General features: G+C 26.0%; 11 protein-coding genes. 8 read left to right on the top strand and 3 right to left on the bottom strand.

From position 1 onward, the window contains the following. Together HMPREF3154_RS02395 and HMPREF3154_RS02390 are read left to right on the top strand one after the other, a co-directional pair. Positions 1-197, top strand: a 197-nt coding sequence (locus HMPREF3154_RS02395) for an LPXTG cell wall anchor domain-containing protein (protein WP_049390043.1), incomplete at its 5' end; no start/stop codon positions are given. Between the two features lie 123 nt (positions 198-320). Next, entirely contained in the window at positions 321-1937 is a 1617-nt protein-coding gene (locus HMPREF3154_RS02390) for a hypothetical protein (protein WP_000393940.1), read from the top strand. A gap of 159 nt (positions 1938-2096) precedes the next feature. Here HMPREF3154_RS02390 and HMPREF3154_RS02385 read toward each other — a convergent pair whose 3' ends face one another. The 3 genes from HMPREF3154_RS02385 to HMPREF3154_RS02375 are packed head-to-tail and all read right to left on the bottom strand — an operon-like array spanning position 2097 to position 5681. Further along, complete coding sequence (locus tag HMPREF3154_RS02385; RefSeq protein ID WP_000640645.1) at positions 2097-3608, bottom strand: glycosyltransferase family 4 protein; 1512 nt, start codon at positions 3606-3608, stop codon at positions 2097-2099. Positions 3609-3630: 22 nt separating this feature from the next. After that, entirely contained in the window at positions 3631-5289 is a 1659-nt protein-coding gene (locus HMPREF3154_RS02380; RefSeq protein WP_037540694.1) for a Mur ligase family protein, read from the bottom strand. Next, positions 5283-5681, bottom strand: a complete 399-nt coding sequence (locus HMPREF3154_RS02375) for a hypothetical protein (protein ID WP_001621810.1) — start codon at positions 5679-5681, stop codon at positions 5283-5285. Before HMPREF3154_RS02375 ends, HMPREF3154_RS02380 begins: the two co-directional genes overlap by 7 nt. A 919-nt stretch (positions 5682-6600) precedes the next feature. Between HMPREF3154_RS02375 and HMPREF3154_RS02370 the strand changes: the two genes are divergently transcribed. From HMPREF3154_RS02370 to HMPREF3154_RS02345, 6 genes are all read left to right on the top strand, one after another. Further along, entirely contained in the window at positions 6601-8799 is a 2199-nt protein-coding gene (locus HMPREF3154_RS02370) for an AAA family ATPase (RefSeq protein WP_070474298.1), read from the top strand. 403 nt (positions 8800-9202) lie between these two features. Next, positions 9203-10057, top strand: a complete 855-nt coding sequence (locus HMPREF3154_RS02365) for a DNA adenine methylase (RefSeq protein ID WP_049427127.1) — start codon at positions 9203-9205, stop codon at positions 10055-10057. A gap of 20 nt (positions 10058-10077) precedes the next feature. Further along, positions 10078-11787 carry an AlwI family type II restriction endonuclease gene (locus tag HMPREF3154_RS02360; RefSeq protein ID WP_049427129.1) on the top strand — a complete coding sequence of 570 codons (1710 nt, stop codon included), beginning with the start codon at positions 10078-10080 and terminating at the stop codon, positions 11785-11787. A gap of 829 nt (positions 11788-12616) precedes the next feature. Beyond that, complete coding sequence (locus HMPREF3154_RS02355) at positions 12617-15892, top strand: DNA-directed RNA polymerase subunit alpha C-terminal domain-containing protein (protein ID WP_070474295.1); 3276 nt, start codon at positions 12617-12619, stop codon at positions 15890-15892. Further along, the gene (locus HMPREF3154_RS02350) at positions 15892-17118 is read left to right on the top strand and encodes a ParB N-terminal domain-containing protein (protein ID WP_049427138.1); all 1227 of its coding nucleotides are present in this window, start codon (positions 15892-15894) and stop codon (positions 17116-17118) included. Before HMPREF3154_RS02355 ends, HMPREF3154_RS02350 begins: the two co-directional genes overlap by 1 nt. Continuing rightward, the gene (locus HMPREF3154_RS02345) at positions 17096-18964 is read left to right on the top strand and encodes a DEAD/DEAH box helicase (protein ID WP_049427139.1); all 1869 of its coding nucleotides are present in this window, start codon (positions 17096-17098) and stop codon (positions 18962-18964) included. The genes HMPREF3154_RS02350 and HMPREF3154_RS02345 overlap by 23 nt, the downstream gene beginning before the upstream one ends. Positions 18965-18986: the final 22 nt, after the last annotated feature.

Raw genomic sequence — 18986 nt, 5'->3', positions numbered from 1 at the left:
ACTCTGATGCGGACAGCGATTCAGACGCAGATAGAGATCATAATGACAAAACAGATAAACCAAATAATAAAGAGTTACCAGATACTGGTAATGATGCTCAAAATAATGGCACATTATTTGGTTCACTATTCGCTGCGCTTGGAGGATTATTCTTAGTTGGCAGACGTCGTAAAAACAAAAATAATGAAGAAAAATAATATTTAAACTTCATAATTTTGGGTAAAATTTAAAACCAGGCCTTACATGGCCTGGTTTTATTTTAAATACTATGATATAAATTAATGGAAATAGGACAAATATATAAAAATAAGGAGGAAACAATGGAATTTGAACATAAATTAGAGAAATTAATATCTGAAGTAAATAATAAGACTGAAATTAATAATTATGTTTTTTTTAGTTTAGGTAAGTCAAGTGTTAAAGCACAGGTTAAGTTATTAAAAAAAACTAATTATCTCAAACAAGATATTTCAAAATTGGCACTTAAATTTAAAAAGAAATCTGGGGAATTTCCTGAGTGGATTAAATTAGATATTGTAACCTCGACTGAAAAAATATTATTTAAAGAATTAAAAAAAACACTGATCAATACAAGAAGAAATTATGTAGATTTTGGTATAGCATTTGATAGTCAATGGAATTTTGCAGTATTACCTGAAGAAATTAACGCGAATGCTTTTGTTCGACCAGATAATACTACTAAAGAGTTATTTCTTTCGGAAAAAAACATCAATAATTATTTACGCAAATATACTACAAATAAAAAGGCATTTTCTAGTGAGTTCTATAATGAAAAAGAAGTTATTAAATTCTATACACAAGGTTTCTTTATAGGTGATGAAGAAGTACATGAACTATATAGCGAAGGCTATAAAAAAGGTTTAAGAAAAGTAAATGATTTAAATAATGAAATTGATCAATTAATTGAAAGTAGTACTAATTTCTTACAAAATATGTTGTTAGATAATGGTAAATATATTTATGGATATTTTCCTCATTTTGATAATGAAATTGGATTCTACAATGTTTTAAGACACTCTTCTTCTACTTATGCCTTAATTGAGGGTCTGTCCTATTTAGGTAAAAGCTTACAACCTGTTGAAAAAGCAATTGATTATATCATTTTAAATCAACTGTTTGAGATTGGTGATAAAGCCTATATCTTTGATGATACAGAGGAAGCAAATGAAATCAAATTAGGACAAAATGCTTCATTTATATTCGCAGTTTGTGAATATTTAAAGCATGAAGATAATCCTAAATTTCTTGAGTCAGCTCAGAAAGTGGCTAAAGGTATTCTTTCAATGATAGATGAAGATACATATGAGACAACTCACTTATTGAATTATCCTGATTTAAGCGTAAAAGAGAAGTTTAGAATTATTTATTACGATGGTGAAGCAGCGCTTGCTTTATTGAGATTGTATCAAAAGGATGAAAATGAACTATGGCTAAAAACTGTAGAAAATTTGATGGACCGTTTCATTGAGAAGAAATATTGGCAATATCATGATCATTGGTTAGGATATTGTACGAATGAATTAGTTCAAATTAATCCACAAGACAAATATTTTGAATTTGGAATCAAAAATGTGAATAATTACTTAGATTATATTAAAAATCGTGAAACAACATTTCCAACATTCTTAGAAATGTTAATGGCCACATATAGATTAGTTCAAAAAGCGAAAGATACGGGTCGCGAGGAATTGGTAAACAATTTAATAGATGAACAATATTTGATAGATGTAATTAATATTAGAGCAGATTATCAAAGAGTTGGATTCTTTTATCCTGAAATTGCTATGTATTTTAAAAACCCATCAAGAATACTAGGAAGTTTCTTTATTAAACACCACGGTTATCGTGTTCGAATTGATGATATCGAACATTATTTATCTGGATATGTACAATATCAGCTTGCATTTAATAGGTAAAATAAGTATTTGAAATTTAAATTAATGACTTACAAAAAATGGTTGATTTACATAAAAACGAAATCAACCATTTTTAATTTGCTCTTTAATAATTATTTTTCATATAACTAAAATTCTAATTTCATAAAGAATAACTGAAAAAACTAAACAACATGTGAGCTATTCATAACTTGAATTAATTGTAGAAAATCTATCTTCCCATAACTTCATAACAATTTTACTTGAAAAAGCTTTAGAGTGCTTGATACATTCTTGAGAAAAAGTATCTCTTAAAGTCTTATCTAATAATAGGTTTCGCACTCGATTATATAATTCATCTTTATCATTTTTGTTAATTAAATAACCATTTTCATTATTTAATATTAATTCGGAAGGACCATACTTCGAATTATAGCCAACTGGAGGTATGCCTTCAGTTATAGTTTCTAATAAACCTAAATTAAATCCTTCCATATTACTAGTAATTAGAGACATATAAGCATCTTGAATCTCAGCACTTAAATTTCTTCTAAACCCTCGTAAAAACACATTGTTTTCTAAATTATATTCAGTGATTAGTTGCTTGTATTTTTCTTCTTCTTTACCAAACCCATACAAATGTAGTTGGATGTTAGGAAATTCTTTAATTAATTTAGAAACTAATTCAATTTGATGATTCAACTGTTTTTCAGGAGAATAACGTGCAACGGAAATAATTTTATTATTATTTATACTATGATTATTTCTTTTTAAATTAGTAAAATGTTCATCAATATATCCTACTGGTATAGTATGAACAGGGATTTCATTATTTATTCGAGCTGATATATCCAATTGTTGCTGTTTAGTCGATACAATTATCCCAGAGTATCTATTTAGATTGTTAAAAACATGTTTATAAGTATTTTTGATGTCCGATTCATATACCATGTCAATATTCTTGACATGAGTACTATGCAAAACAGCTAAAACAGGTATTGTTTCACTAGTATTATTGAATATTGGTGCAGTATTTATATTTTTATCACTCAGGAAAATATCTCCATTTTTATACAATTTTTCAATTGCAAATGCTAGTAATTCCTGATCATTATTAAAATACTTAAGTTGAGAATCGGTGTTATAAATAATAAGTTGTGATTGTGAATTTTCAAGTTCTGGATTAAAAAATTTTTGGAACTTTATAGTACCTTCAGGAGTGTAATAATGTTCACAAACTACTTTTTGATTTGTTGTTAAAGTTCTTGAACAACTTAAAAAGCCTCTTGAATCATATAGATCTCGACGTATTTTACGTTGATTTACATCAAAATGATTTATGTAATCCAAATGTTGGTAATTACTATCATTAAAATGGACATACATTCTATAGTTGCTTTTTTCATATATCTTTATATCATTGGTATTTTCAATAAATTTTAGTGTATAATTACACTCTTTAGTCCAATGAGTGATCCAGTCCTTATGGATGCTTTTTATATTTATACTGTCTTGTAGCACATCATATAAGCTTAATATATCGTCATCTTCAATTTGAAATAGACTTGCATTAAAATGTAAACGAGGTGACCACGATGCAAAAATCAATTTACTAGTTATCGAGTGATTTTTAAATAAGTTGTGTCTATTAATCATCGCTTTTTCAATTCCGGTTAATTTATTTCCTAACCTATTCCCTACTGAATATATCATTTTAATTCAACCTCATTTTTTGTTATTTATTATTTAGTTTATTTTTAATTTCATTTAAGTTTGGGTAAGAGGTAAATATAATAAATTTATCTTTATCTTTTATAATACCGCTATTATATTTCCTGCCAATAATTATTTCGTTAGTAAATTTAAATAGGGTATTTTTATATGCTTTTAAAATTTTAAATAAGTCGTCAACAGTGAAGTTTTGTCGTTCTCTCATAGTATGACGTCCAGTTAAATTTATTGCTACAGAATTTGAAAGACTTAAATGTTCTATTTTTGAATTGATATATTCATCGCGCTTTGGACCGTTTTCAAATAAATACTTAGATAATTCATAAGAAGGTGTATACATAGGTGAATTAAGCATGGCTTTCATCAATTCGTAAGTTGTCGTTTCTTTTCCTTCATAATAAAGTTTGTTATTTGTTGCCCAGTTAGCAATAAAAATAGTATCTTCTGATACATTATCATCTATAGCTTTTAAATAATTAAAGATAGGGCCTAAGCCTTCAATTGTACCTGAATGTTCTCTGTTATGAGATTCAATGACATTATAATTTTCATCAATAATCATATAACTGCGACCGTTCAAGGATTGACCATCAAATAAAGAAGTGTTCGAATTATTAATATTATATTTATTTAATTTCTCAGGTAATTCTTTTGCTAATTTTGGAAATTCTGTACCACCTGCTGATGATTTTAATAGAGTTAATGAATCTGGTTTATTTAGGTACAATAAATCTTTTTCTAATAGATGTCTATTAGAATACCATGTTATATTTTTGCTTTTTACTCCTGTAACGACACTCTTTAAAGCATCATCCATACATAGAATATAATCTGCATTACTATTTTCTAGAACATCAACTAATTGCAAATGCAATGATTTAGAGTGCTTACCTAAGTCACTAATTTGCCCAATCGCAATAATTTTATTACCTTTAAAAAATTTTGTTTGAGTATTAAATGCTTTTATAGCATTAATCATTGCTGGTAATGAAGCGTTGTGTGTATCATCTATTAAGTTAACTTTATAGTTAGGTGTTTCAACTTCTTTTAGGTTTAAAACTTTTTCAAATGGTTTAAATGTACTTAAGTTCTCTAAGGCTCTTTCTAGTGGTATATCTAAATGCGATAATGTAGCAAATGTGGCTAGAGAGTTTTCAACCATACCGTCACTTATTGAATTAATTCTATAAGTATATTTTTGTCCGTTAAAATCAATTGTTATAACTGTATAGCCTTTACTATATTGAATAGATTTAGGACAAATTGTTGCGCTAGAGTCATGTGTACTATAAGTAATAACATTACTTGTATTTTGTTTGGCGCGTTCGATTAATATATCTGAATGTAATGTATCTTTATTAATTATTGCTACTCCCTCAGGAGTTAAACCATCAAAAATACTTGCTTTCACTTCTACAATATTTAGAATATCTTTAAATGTAGACATATGAGCAGCACCTATACCAGTAACTATAGCAATATTTGGTTTTATTAAATATGATGAATTACCAACTGCATTTAATGCGTTTAATGATACTTCTAAAACAGCAAAATTTGGTTGTCTAATCATTTTGCATAATAATAAATATACTGCGGATCTTATGTTATTATTAAATCTATTTTGAAGAGGATAATAATCTTTAAGACCAGCACTTATCAGCATTCTAGTTGAACTTTTCCCATTGATCCTGTTATAGCAACAACAGGGTGTTTATACTGTAGTCTCATTTCTTCAGCTAATTTAGTTAGTGTGTTTGCAGAATCATTGATAACTAATTGAGGAGTTTTAAACTTCATGTCAGGAACATAGGTTTCAGTAATAATTAATCCTAAATCTTCCTTATCCTTCTTTATATATTCATTACCTTCTTTTGCGTTTGCATCTCTACCAAAACGTCTCCATGTATGCTTATTGGGCGATATGTAGGCTGTGCTTTTATTATGAATAAAGGGGAACCAATTCTCAAAATTATTTATAACATTGTCCTCTTTACCTTCAGCATCAAGGAGATTACCTCCTAAAATATTATGAAGTTCTTTAATTGTTAATGACATTTTGTACTCCTTTATAAAATGTAAAATTGTGTTTAATTTCTAAATATATATATAGTATAGCATGTTGATATACTGAAATGATTTGAAAAATTTTTGAAACTTAATGACTTATATATTCATATTAGTTTAAAATTCGATACTATTCCATAATGATGGAATGTGATGTATATGATTAATCAATATACATCACATTTCATTTAATGCAACTATTGCACAAGTTAATAGTATATTTAAAAATAGGTTAGTGAGATTGATTAATTATTGATTATGTTGGTATCAATGAAAGCTTGGAAGAAGGGCTTAAAAATATAAAAACTTGGATAAATCACAATACAATCATAGACACAGATAAGTTCGTCAATCTGTTAATGAATTATGATGTGATAGAGTTAAGTGAGGATAAATGTTAACGTTTTATTAAAACAGTCACAGAATTAGATAGAGCATTTGCAATTTGTGCTACTGAACTTATAATCTAAGAGCTCAATAGTGAAATTGTCTTTTTTAAAGTTGTTAAAGCATAAATTTGTTGAATTATTACAGAAAAAGATCGAAATTTAGTTACTGCTAATGGAACGGCAGCATTAGAGTTTGCCGAACTCATTTTAAAAGGACTTGAATTTGATAGTAAAGAAAATATTGAAAGGCAAATCTATATGTATCAAAGAGGCTTCTATGAGTATTGTAATAAGTATGGCAATCCTTATCAATAATTAAAAACCGCATCATTATCTGATACGCAGAAGCATACCATAAGTGAAGAGAGGTTTTTCAATCACTTTGAAAAAATTTTTTCGTGATTTAGGATTCTGATAAGAATAACAATCATTTTTCGGGAACTATACCATAAATAAAACAAAAATTAAGTTATTAACTATTTGATAATGGATTCTTAACAAATTGAAAAGGGAGTATAAAAATGATAAAAAAAATTGCACTTCAAAATATAGCTACATATCACAATCACGTAGAAATTTGTCCTAAAAAAATAAATTTTATATATGGAAACAATGGTTGTGGTAAAACTACTATCTCAAATTTAATTGGAAATTATAATAGTTCTGAAGAATGTGTTGTTGAGACGGAGGATTCTAATAATGCAAATATATTAGTCTATAATAAAAAGTTTGTTGAACAAAACTTTAGCCAATCTGAAGAAGGGCTAAAGGGAATTTTCACTTTAGGAGAAGACTCAATACACTCACTAAGTGAATTAAAAGATTTGAGAGAGAAATTGCAAAAAAGTAGAGAATCGATACTTACTAAGCAAAATACTATTGAGAGTTTTGAAAATGAAATTTTAAAGGAAACAGACAAAATAAAAAATAGGGTTTGGAATGTTAAAAAAAGGAGTGGTAAGGATTTTTCAAAAGCTTTAGTTGGCTATAAGAATAGTAAAATAAAATTCTTAGATCGATGTATTCAAACTTATAACAAATATAGTTTTGAAAACTTGGAAGCAAAATCAGAAGATAGTTTAGAAAAATTGAAAAAAAAGTATGATATAAGTTTTTCTGAGGATATTCAACTATATGCAAATTTTAATCTCAATGATATGTCAAATATTACTGAAATAGAAAAAACAAATTTATTTGAAAAAGTGATTACTGGAAGTCATGAAAGTCCAATAAGTCAGGTTATTCAAGCACTAAAAAACAGTGATTGGATTAAACAAGGATTACATTACCTAGAGAAATCAAATCAAAAATGTCCATTTTGTAATCAAAGTATTTCTAAAGAAATTGAACAAGAAATTAAAGATTATTTTGATGAAGAATATGAAAAAGATATAGAAAAATTAAATAAAATTTATCAAAGATATAACGCTTCTTTTAAAGATATTGAAAGCAATATATTGTTTATATTAGAAACACCAATTCCCTATCTTAATATAACGAATCTTAGTAGAGAGTTCGAAGTATTTAAGAAACAATATGAAGTTAATAAAAAGCAAATTGAAGAAAAATTAAGGAATCCCTCACAGAAAAAATATATAAAAAGCCTCACTCCTATTATTCAAAATATGAATAAAATGATTAACTCTTTTAATGAATCAATTGAAAAAAATAATATTGTTATTAGAAATAAAAAAAGAGAACAAAACAAATTTGTAGAAATGCTATGGATTTATTTTGTTAATGAAACTAAGGAAGAATTAAAAGAGTATATTAAATTTAAAGATGGTAGAAGTAAAGCTATTGATAATATTAATAAAAAAATTACAAGTTTAAATAATGAAATAAAACAAATTAATAATAAAATAGACGAAATAGAAATAAATATTACTAGTGTGACGCCTACCGTTAAAAATATTAATGAAATTTTAAAAAAGTTTGATTTTAAAGGGTTTAAACTTGAAGAGAATACTAAACAAAAAGGGACATATCTCATTTTAAGAGAAGATGGAACAATTGCTAATGAAACAATGAGTGAAGGTGAGTACAACTTTATTACATTTTTATATTTTTACTATTTAGTTTATGGTAGTCATGAAAGTACAGGTGTTACTTCAAATAAAATTATTGTTATAGATGATCCGATCTCCAGTTTGGATAGCAATGTATTATTTATTGTTAGTACTTTAGTAAAAAATTTAATAAGTGATTGTAGAGATAATAAAAACGGAATTCAGCAAATAATTAATCTTACACACAATATCTACTTTCACAAAGAAATCACTTTTTTAGGAAGTAGAGATAAATTTTCACCAAGTGAAGTGATGTTTGGAATTATTCGAAAAAAAGATAATATTAGTTATTTTGATGTTTATGAGAATAATCCTATAGAATCTTCCTACCAACTAATGTGGAAAGAATTAAGCTCTGATAATATATCAACGGTAACGTCGTTTAATACTATGAGAAGAATATTAGAGTATTACTTTAATATTATTGGAGACATGGATTACGAAAAATGTATTAATAAATTTGATGGAATAGATAAAATATTATGTAAATCTCTTATATCAGGAATAAATGATGGATCTCATTTTATAAGTGATGATTTTGTTCTAGTACATGATGAAGATAATATAAAAAATTATAAAAGAGTTTTTAAGTCAGTATTTGAGAAGCTTGGACATATCCAACATTTTAATATGATGACGAGGAATATATAATAAGTGAAAGAAATTAATATATGATTGATAGAGATTAAAAAACATAATTAATCCTGAAAAATTAGGATAGGAACTATGAAATTTGCAGCAATATTTTAACAAACAATAAGAGATTAACATATTTTATAATTATTAAATTTAAAAATTAATATATTATATATATTATGGAATAATTTTTTTAGATGCTTGTATTTATTTTTAATTTGATAATCGTTTGTTAACGTTAATTTAATATACTTTTCTAAAACTGACACTCACCAATTAAACGAGCTATATCTATAGGTACTGTTAAGAATCTTATTACGTATTAATTAGATATTCATTATTAAAGCATCATTATATGTTTTTGAAATTGTTTTCAATGTTATAATAATACTAATAATATTAAAGTTTGGAGTAAGATATGAAGCCAATAATTAAATATCGTGGTGGTAAATCGAAAGAGATACCTAATTTTAAAAATTATATTCCCGTTAAATTTAATACTTATTATGAACCTTTCTTTGGAGGTGGAGCTACATTTTTTGATTTAGAACCTGATAGAGCTTATATTTCTGATATTAATAAAAATTTAATAAAATTTTATGAAGATTTAACTAATAATTACTACATAGTTAAAGAAGAATTAAAAGAATTAGAAATAAAATATATAGAAAATAGAGAAATTTTTTTAAAGAATAAAAGAAAAAACCCTGAATTGAAAGTTAACGACCCTAATGAAGAACTTTATTATTGGATTAGAGATCAATATAACCAAAAATTGCTCCCTGTTTATAGTTATGCTACATTATATTATTTTATTAACAAAACATCTTATTCTGGAATGATTCGATATAATTCTAGAGGGGAGTTTAATGTGCCATATGGAAGATATGCTAATTTTAATACAGATTTGTTGAATGAAAATCATCTCAAGTTGTTAAGAAAATCCAAGATAAAAAATGAATCTTATGAAAAAAGTTTTGATTTAGCAAATGAAAAAGATTTCATCTTCCTAGACCCTCCTTATGATACGGTATTTTCTGAGTATGGGAATGAAGTGTTTAGTGGAGATTTTAAAGAAAAAGATCATCATCAATTAGCACAAAATTTTAAAAATTTAAGTTCACCTGCACTCATGATTATTTCTGAAACTAAGCTAATTAAGAATATATATAAAGGTTATATAAAAGCTAGTTATCCAAAAAACTATTCAGTGAATATTAGAAACAGATTTAAATCTGAAGCTAATCATTTAATAATTACTAATTTTAATTAGAAGGAGAGTAAATGTGAAATATGGGTAGATTTGAAAGTAGAACTATATTTTTTTCCACATCTCCAAGAAATCCAGAATTAATTCCTAAATATCTAAGACTAATAAGAGAAAAAGATTTAGAAAATAAATTATACAATGAAACTTTACAAATAAAATTTTACGATATGTTGTCTCAAGCTAATTTAGCAGGAGTTAGTAATGGTGGTAAATCAAAAGATAAAGCATTTGCCGGGCGAGATAAATTGACTAGAGCTCCTCAAGCATTAGGCTTTTTAATTCCTAAAAGAAATAAACCTTTAAAGATAACTGAAGCTGGAAATTTATTAATGAAAGAGGCTCTATTTGAAGATGTTATGATTCATCAACTTTTAAAATTTCAACTACCGAGTGCACTTCATAAAGAAACTAAAAATAAAAATGAAGGTAGATTTAATATTAAGCCGTTTTTAGAAATAATCAGGCTAGTTTATGAACTTGAATATTTGACTTATCAAGAGCTTTCAATATTTGGTATAACGATGACAGACTACCGTAAATTTAATGAAACTAAACAGGATGTTTTAGAATACCGAGCTAAACGAAAAAATAGTAGAGGAAATAAAAGCTTAAAAAAATTTTATGAAGAAAAAAGAAATGAAATATTTAAAGAGCTATATATAGATATATTAGATAATAAAAATTACAAAGTTAGAGAGAATACTGAAAATTCTCAAGAAAAATTTTTGAAAACTAAACTATCGAATTCTTTAGATTACACTGATTCAATATTTAGATTTTTAAGAGCCACTGGTTTATTTGTTTTAACTAAGGGCAAGTCAATTTCTATTTCAAACGAAAGAATAAAAGAAGTACAATATATCTTAAAAAATGTTGAGAGAGATATTGTAAGTCCAGATATCTCTATAGATAAATATTTTAAATATTTATCTAACCCTAATATACCTAAATTAAAAAATGATGACTTACGAGAAATACAATTTGAAATTGAATCTAAAGGGATAAAGGTTGATTCTGATGATTTATATAGTCTTAAGGAAGAATTAAATAGACAGAGAGTACTAAAAAGGGAACAAAAGTTACTTGAAATAACAAAAAAATTAAAAAGAAAAGACAAAGAAGACGTTGAAGATATTATTGAAACATATTCACAAATTATAAAAAATGAAATTCCTGACCGGTCAGCAGTTATGGAATGGAATACTTGGAGAGCAGCAGTTATGATAAATAATGGAGATATAACTGGTAACTTTATACCTGATGATAATGGATATCCTATTTCTACAGCTGGCGGATCTAAAGGAGATATAGTAGGAGATTATGGTTCTTTTAATATCCTATATGAAGTTACTTTATCTCAAGGAAAAAAACAATATGATATGGAAGGTGAGCCTGTCCCACGACATGTAGGAGAATTAAAGAAGAAATCTGGTAAGGATACTTTTGGCTTTTTTATAGCTGAAAAGATAAATCCAGAATCAGTATATCATTTTTATTTAACCACCGGAACGAATTCAAAAATATATAATGGAAATATTAGCGTCATACCTATTAATTTATCTGATTTTATTCATATCTTTAAGTTAAGTATTGAAAAAAATATACAACCATCGGACTTCCTAGATTTACATAATTATTCAATTAATATGTCGCGAGAGAGTATTATTAATGGTGAAAATGAAGAATATTGGTATGATAAAGTCATGAAATATATTCTAAATAAAGTTTCGTAGCATTTAGTATTTTTTTAATTCAAATTATGTAGAATCTTGAAAAGTTTTAATTTAAGATACATCAAGTTATGTATAAAACGAAAGTTTTATAGTGTGAAAAAGGTACGTGTATCTAACTGTATCAATAAAAGGTTTTATATTAAATAAAGGTTCTTAAATGAAGTTAAAGGCTAAGAAGATAATGACTATTACGACTTTTATAATAGTAGGGATATTGTTGGTAGTGGAAGGACGTACTTTTAAATAGTGATTTTGCTAGTATTTCACGTCAGTTAAATGAAATTGTTGATGATGTATTCTACTAGTAAAAAGCATTGATTTCACTCTATAGAACTAATAATTTATGCGAGGTAGTTTAATTAAATTGAGACTTCTCAAATGAGACTACATCTAAAATTTTAAATAAACTAGAAGAATTAATGAATTTTAAAAGACTAAGACATACGCTTAGGTACTGATAAACTGTATCTAAGCGTATTTCTATTGCGTGAAACTTATTCTAAGCTCCCCGTTATGGTGTGAATATTCTAAAGTTTGAGTGGGCACATCATAAACATAAAACCTTCCTCTTTTTCACTAAGAGAGATTAAGGGTAATATTCTGCTTTTTAGTAAAAATGAGTTTTAAAATTAATATCTTATATAATATAAGATTTTGAACAAATATTTTATTTCCCGAAAATGAAACAAGAAGAGGTTTTATTTTAAAAATACTAACATTTCAGAATAGTGTTAAAAAAAGAAGAAAGTATATTTTCACCAAACTAAAAATGTTGTATAATTCATTTTAATATTAGTTTTAAATATTAGAATTATAATTAGGTGGATTTATGGAAAATATAAGAATTAGTGATTTAAACTTATCAAAGAGCGCCCGTAACATTCTATTTAAACAAAATATAAAACATGTAAAAGCACTTATTACTCTAACTAACGATGATATTAATAATTTAGAAACCTTTAGCGAAAATATGCGAGAAGAAATATTTAATTATAGAAACAAATTAATTAATATTAATAATTCTAATTATAGTAATCTTGAAGAATTATTTGGGAGCAATTTTTTAGCGCTTTTAAGAGCAGAGAACATAAAAAATATAAAAGAGCTAAATAAAATAGATGTTAATGAAGTGATTTATAAAAAAGCAGATAATCAATTCATAATGTACTCGCCTTTGTCTAATCGTTCAAAAAATCAATTAATTAAACATGGCTATGTTTATAATTACCAGATTGAAGATTTAACAGATGATCGCTTGGAAAAAATTAGAAATTTAGGAACAAAATCAATCAAAGAAATTCAAGAATTTAGAAATCACCTTATTTCTAAAATTGAAGAAGAACATTCAATTATTCAAACGTTGTCAATTGAAGAAGTACGGTTGCTTAAAATTGAGGAAGTACTTAAAGATAGAGAAATTTTAAAAATATTAAAAATGAATAATATCCATTTAATAGGAACTTTAATTGAATTGAATTATGAAGATATTCATAAGTTAAGAGATATAAATAATAAAACTAGCTTAATTATTAAAAAAATAATTAACCAATTAAGAGAAGAATTAAAATTATCTAAGAAGGATTTATATACTTTAGTTATTCAAAATCCAGAGTTATCTATTGAAGACATCATTAAAATTAATACACCTAAATCAAAGTTTAATATAGCTATAAGATATCTGAGCGGAAGCAAATATCTAAATGAAATTTCAACCAATCATCAAGGATTTAGTAATAAGGAGAAAGCTATAATTACTAGGTATAATTTAAATAATCTAAATAATTTGTTATCAAGCTCTTATTCAAGGCTATTATCTTATTCTTATGTTGGCAAGAAAAATTTAATCTCTATTCTTAAGAAATTGCTTCAACAAGTTGTGGTTTATAATAAGCATGAAATTTTTATGGGGGATACTTCTAGACTTTATTTTAAATTTTCAAGACAAAAATTTTTATTAAATTTGAAAGAAGTTTTGCTAAATGACTTAATTGAAAAATTTAATGTAATTAAGGAGAAAGAATTATTAGATGAGAAGATGTCATTAACTCAAGAATTAGATTTATTAGTAAATAATAATATTGTTACGGAAAAATTAATGAATTTAGATGTATCAAAACTAGCAGAAGATATAGATTATATATTTATAAAACAAAGTGAATTTTTATACGATATAGATGAATTAACTAATAAACTAAGTAATGAATTTAAACGGATTGATTGGGACATTACTATAAAACAACTACTAGAACAAGATTTAATAGGTAAGAATAAATTCGGAAAAATATTTTCAAAAAAGCCTTCGATTTTGCTTTATGCAGCTGAAAACTTCGATGCTACTAAATTTGAAATGATAAGACTTAGATTAAAAGGAAAGACTTTAGAAGAAATTGGAAAAACTTTAGGTGTAACTAGGGAACGTGTTAGACAAATAGTAAAAAAGATTTTAGATAGTACTGATGAGGTGTTTAGAGAAGATGATAATTCATATTGGTTCAAAACATATAATTTAGACGCAAAACAATATGCGTTATTTTTTAGAGATGATTTTTATAATTATTTATCCATCCGTTACAAAAAAGGGAACCATTCATGGGAAGATATCATTTATGATGATAAAGCCTCTGTTGAATTAAAAAAGAGCGTTAGAAATGAGTTGCTTAAAGGTAAAATCGAATTAGGTAATAAAGTAATAAATAGAAATCGAACAGGGATTATCGATTATATATTAGAAGAATTCTGTCAAGATGCAGTGCATATTTCCGATGTTTTACAACTTTATAATTTATTTATTGAAGAACAAGGTCTAAATAATCAAGAATTCAATATAGATATTAGATACTTAGAAAATAGATTAAGTGATACTTCAAGTTCTGTAAGTCAAGGTAAGAAGATATATAGATATTATAACTATAATCAATATGACTGGGATAGTTTTTATAAAAATATAAATTTTGAAGAATGGAAAGATTTAGAAATTTCTTCATTGATAATTTTTAAACAATATCCAATACTCATGAAAAGTTATGATATTAGACATGCTAATGAATTACACAATATTATTAAGCGAACTTTGAGCGTAGTAGAAGATTTACGCATAGACTTGTCACGTATGCCAAATATTAAAGTTGGAAATGTAAATAGAGAACAACAGGTAAAAGACTTGATGTTCGAGTATGCACCAATTCATATTAATAATTTTGTAGATTTATACTATGAAAATTATGGAATAAAAAAACAAACAATTAAAGCTAATTATTTACAATTCATAGATAACTATATATCTGGTGAAATTATTAATGTAAGTTATGATTCATTAAGTAAGAAAGATATTGATTATGTTCAGAGAATTATTAAAGATCAAGATTTCATATTTATTGAAGACATCAAAGCTGAGTTAAAATATGAAATTAAAGAAATACAACTTATATTAAAATATTTAGGCTATAAAATATTTAGTTCTTACATATTAAAAAATCATTATGAAACTAGTGTAAGTTATTTTAATAAGAATTTTTACGATCAAAAAAATATACTAGATTTTACTAATATAGATAAAAGACTATGGAGATTAAGCACATTTACCTCTTGGTTATTTTATAAATTTAAGGAAATGAAAATATTTGAGTTTTTTCCAAAAAAATTTATAACCATCAAAAAACTTGATGAGATTGGTTTAACTTATAAAGTTTTGAATGATTTTAGAGAGGAAGCAATTATAAAACTAAGTGACCATAGAGTGTGGTCTATTAACACACTAATTGATTTAATTGACAGTGAGGATATAGATCAATATGGTTTTGAACCATTATTTTATCGTTCAATTTTACGAGGCGTAGACAATATATATAGTAATAAGATGGGAGGTAATTATCTTTTGAAATTAGATGAAGACTTTAGCTTAACAAGTTTAATTGAAGAAGAAATAATTGGAGAAAAAGTAATTGACATCTTTGATTTAACTCAAATAATTAATGATAAATATGATGTTCAATTTAATTATTCTAAATTGATTGAATCAATCAAACATACAAACATGTATTATGATGAAATAATGGAAAAAGTTTATTTGGATTTAGATTACTATTATGAGGAGTTTGAAGCTTGATGAATGAAATAAATGAAGATAATTTAATTAAAACAGGATTAACAAACAAATTAACAGTTGATGGCATTACTAAAGCATATGATGTTTATAAAATTAAACTAAATGAATTATATTATAATGATCAAAACGACAGAATAGCGACATGGATTAGTAAATACAAAGCGGAAAATGAATTAGAAAATTTTGATTTAAATGATATTGAGTATTATAACGATATAATTCACGAATTTATCAAGAAAAGCGATGAAAAAGCTTTTAAAAAAACTAAAAATAATATAAAAGCATTAGAACAAACTGAACCTGCCATCATATTAAAAGATGGTCGAATTATTGATGGAAATAGAAGGTTTACATGTTTACGCGAATTATCGAAAGAGAATCCTAAGTTCAATTATATAGAAGCTATGATAATTGGCAAGGACATTCATGAAAGTAAAAAGGAAATAAAATTATTAGAATTATATTTACAGCATGGGCGGGAAGAGAGAGTTGGATATAATCCGATAGATAAGTTAGTGGGCGTTTATAATGATATTGTGAAACATCAACTAATTACTAAAGAAGAATATGCCAAAAATACTGAACAAAGTTTAACAGAAGTTAATAAAATGGTTAATCGAGCAGAATTAATGGTTGAGTTTTTAGAATTTATTGAGATGCCAGAACACTATTACTTGGCACGTGAGTGGGATTTAGACGGTCCTTTGGGCGAAATAACTGCAGTACTTAATAAAATAAAAACTGAAGAAGACCGTATAGATATGAAAAATATTATTTTTACTAGTTTGTTAAATAAACCTGACACTGATATGACAAGATATGTTCGTAAAATGAAAGATTTAGTTAATACACCTCAGTTCAAACCATTTGTCGAAGAAAACCGTGAATTGAGTGAAGAAGTTCTTGAAAAGTTTGAGGATGAGGAAGATGTAACGCTTGATTTTATTAATAAAGAGATACGTGGGAATGATGACTTAAAAGAAAGTTTTAAATCAATTTATACTAAATATCAAGAAAAAATTAAAAAAAGAGTGACACTTGATGCACCTAAAAAACAGATTGAAAAAGCTATAGATGTATTACAAAATATTGATTTTAATATTGTTCTTAGATTAGATGATGAATCGGATTACCCTCAATTTTTAAATTCTTTGGAAGAATTAGAACAAGAAGTAAATAGAATAAAAAAAGAGGTTTATGGTAATGATACAAGTTCTTATCAATAAAGATAATCAATTGATTATTCGTTCAACATCTGATGTTTTAAATCAATTTAAGAAAAAAACAGGATTTAAACTTTATTTAAGAAGCTATGTTGAAATAAATTCAGAAGAATTGATTATTTTTAGGGCGGATATCTACTATAAAAACCTAAAAGAAATAATTAAGAGAATTAAAAAAATTGGAAGTAAAATCAATGAAAAAGTGTTAGTTGATTCAAATGTTACTAATTATTTAGCTAATATTGATTCATACATTAACTATAAGTATACAGTAGGTAATGATATTAAAAATGATGATATAAGATTTGATGACCGATATGAAGAATTTCAAAGTGTAGTAAATAATCAGTTAGAAAGAAAGTTAAGAAGCAAGCAAATGAAAGATGCGTTTTATTTGTCTATGATGCAAAAAGCTGGCAATTTTTCTGTACCAGGATCAGGTAAAACATCTACAGTATATGGTATGTATGCATATTTAAATGTGAAGAAAAATGTAAACAGAATCGTAATGATAGGGCCATTAAACTCATTCGGGTCATGGATAAGTGAGTATCAATCTTGTTTTGGAAAAAAAAGAAAATTAAACTACCTAAATATTAAGGATCTTAATACATCTAATGAAAAGAAAATGGTACTTAAATATGAGAGTGGCAACAAAGAATTGATTCTTCTTAATTATGAAATTTTAACTAGATTAGAAGATGAAATTAAAAATTTAATTAATAATGAAACTTTAGTAGTGTTTGATGAGGTACATCGCATTAAGAATCCCAAAGGGGAAAACGCGGGAGCAGCATTAAGAATAACTGAAAATGCCAAATACATGGTTACTTTAACTGGAACACCTATACCAAATGGATATAAAGATATTTATAATTTATTAAATTTGATGTATCCAGCTGATTATAATCACTTTTTCAATTTTGAAATATCCTTATTAGCAAACCCAACAAATTCAGAAGTAAAAGTAATTAATGATAAAATTCAACCATTTTTTACTAGAACCACTAAAAATGAATTAGGAGTTCCTCCTACTAATAACGATAAAATTATAAAAGTATCATCAAGTTCAGAAGAGTTGCAACTTTTTAATATATTATTTTCTAGATATAAGACTAATCAGTTAGCCTTGTTTGCTAAGATTATGCAATTGGAAAGTTCGCCTTCAATGTTATTAGAGAAATTAGATTTAAAAGAGTTTGAAGAACTATTAGATTTGAGTGGAAACCATGAAGATTTAGTTGAATATATAGATTACTCTCAAGATATCGAAGATTTAGTAAATCAAATAGAAATCACTTCAAAGATGCAAGCGCTTTTATCTCTTATAAAAGATATTGTCAGTCAATCTAAAACAGCAATCACATGGTGTATTTTTGTAAAAACAATGTATGATTTAAAACATTATTTAAATTCTATGGGTATTAGAGCTGAAGTTATTTCAGGATCTGTTCATCAAGAAGAACGTAACGAGATAATTAGTAGATTTAAAAATAAAGAAATCGATATTTTGATTACAAATCCCCACACTCTGGCAGAATCGGTTTCTTTACATCAGACTTGTCACGATGCTATTTACTTTGAATATAGTTACAATTTAGTTCATTTATTGCAATCGAAAGATAGAATTCATAGATTAGGATTAAAAGATGATGATTATACACAATATTATTATTTCCAACAAAATTACTCGTTAGAAAATGGCAATTATTCGTTAGGTGAAAGAATTTATAATAGACTATCTGAAAAAGAGCAATTGATGTTGGATGCTATTGATAAGCATGAATTAGAAATATTACCTACGGAGGATGAAGATCTAGTATTCTTCTTTAAAAACGTTATAGATTAATCGATTAATATATGGTGTAAAC

The sequence above is a fragment of the Staphylococcus sp. HMSC06C11 genome (assembly GCF_001808345.1).
In the GTDB taxonomy this organism is placed as follows: domain Bacteria; phylum Bacillota; class Bacilli; order Staphylococcales; family Staphylococcaceae; genus Staphylococcus; species Staphylococcus capitis.
This window is presented reverse-complemented; position numbering and strand designations above follow the sequence as displayed.

Coding starts and splice junctions, on each gene's coding strand:
- HMPREF3154_RS02390 (WP_000393940.1), top strand. CDS start 321: ATGGAATTTGAACATAAATTAGAGAAATTAATATCTGAAGTAAATAAT.
- HMPREF3154_RS02385 (WP_000640645.1), bottom strand. CDS start 3,608: ATGATATATTCAGTAGGGAATAGGTTAGGAAATAAATTAACCGGAATT.
- HMPREF3154_RS02380 (WP_037540694.1), bottom strand. CDS start 5,289: ATGCTGATAAGTGCTGGTCTTAAAGATTATTATCCTCTTCAAAATAGA.
- HMPREF3154_RS02375 (WP_001621810.1), bottom strand. CDS start 5,681: ATGTCATTAACAATTAAAGAACTTCATAATATTTTAGGAGGTAATCTC.
- HMPREF3154_RS02370 (WP_070474298.1), top strand. CDS start 6,601: ATGATAAAAAAAATTGCACTTCAAAATATAGCTACATATCACAATCAC.
- HMPREF3154_RS02365 (WP_049427127.1), top strand. CDS start 9,203: ATGAAGCCAATAATTAAATATCGTGGTGGTAAATCGAAAGAGATACCT.
- HMPREF3154_RS02360 (WP_049427129.1), top strand. CDS start 10,078: ATGGGTAGATTTGAAAGTAGAACTATATTTTTTTCCACATCTCCAAGA.
- HMPREF3154_RS02355 (WP_070474295.1), top strand. CDS start 12,617: ATGGAAAATATAAGAATTAGTGATTTAAACTTATCAAAGAGCGCCCGT.
- HMPREF3154_RS02350 (WP_049427138.1), top strand. CDS start 15,892: ATGAATGAAATAAATGAAGATAATTTAATTAAAACAGGATTAACAAAC.
- HMPREF3154_RS02345 (WP_049427139.1), top strand. CDS start 17,096: ATGATACAAGTTCTTATCAATAAAGATAATCAATTGATTATTCGTTCA.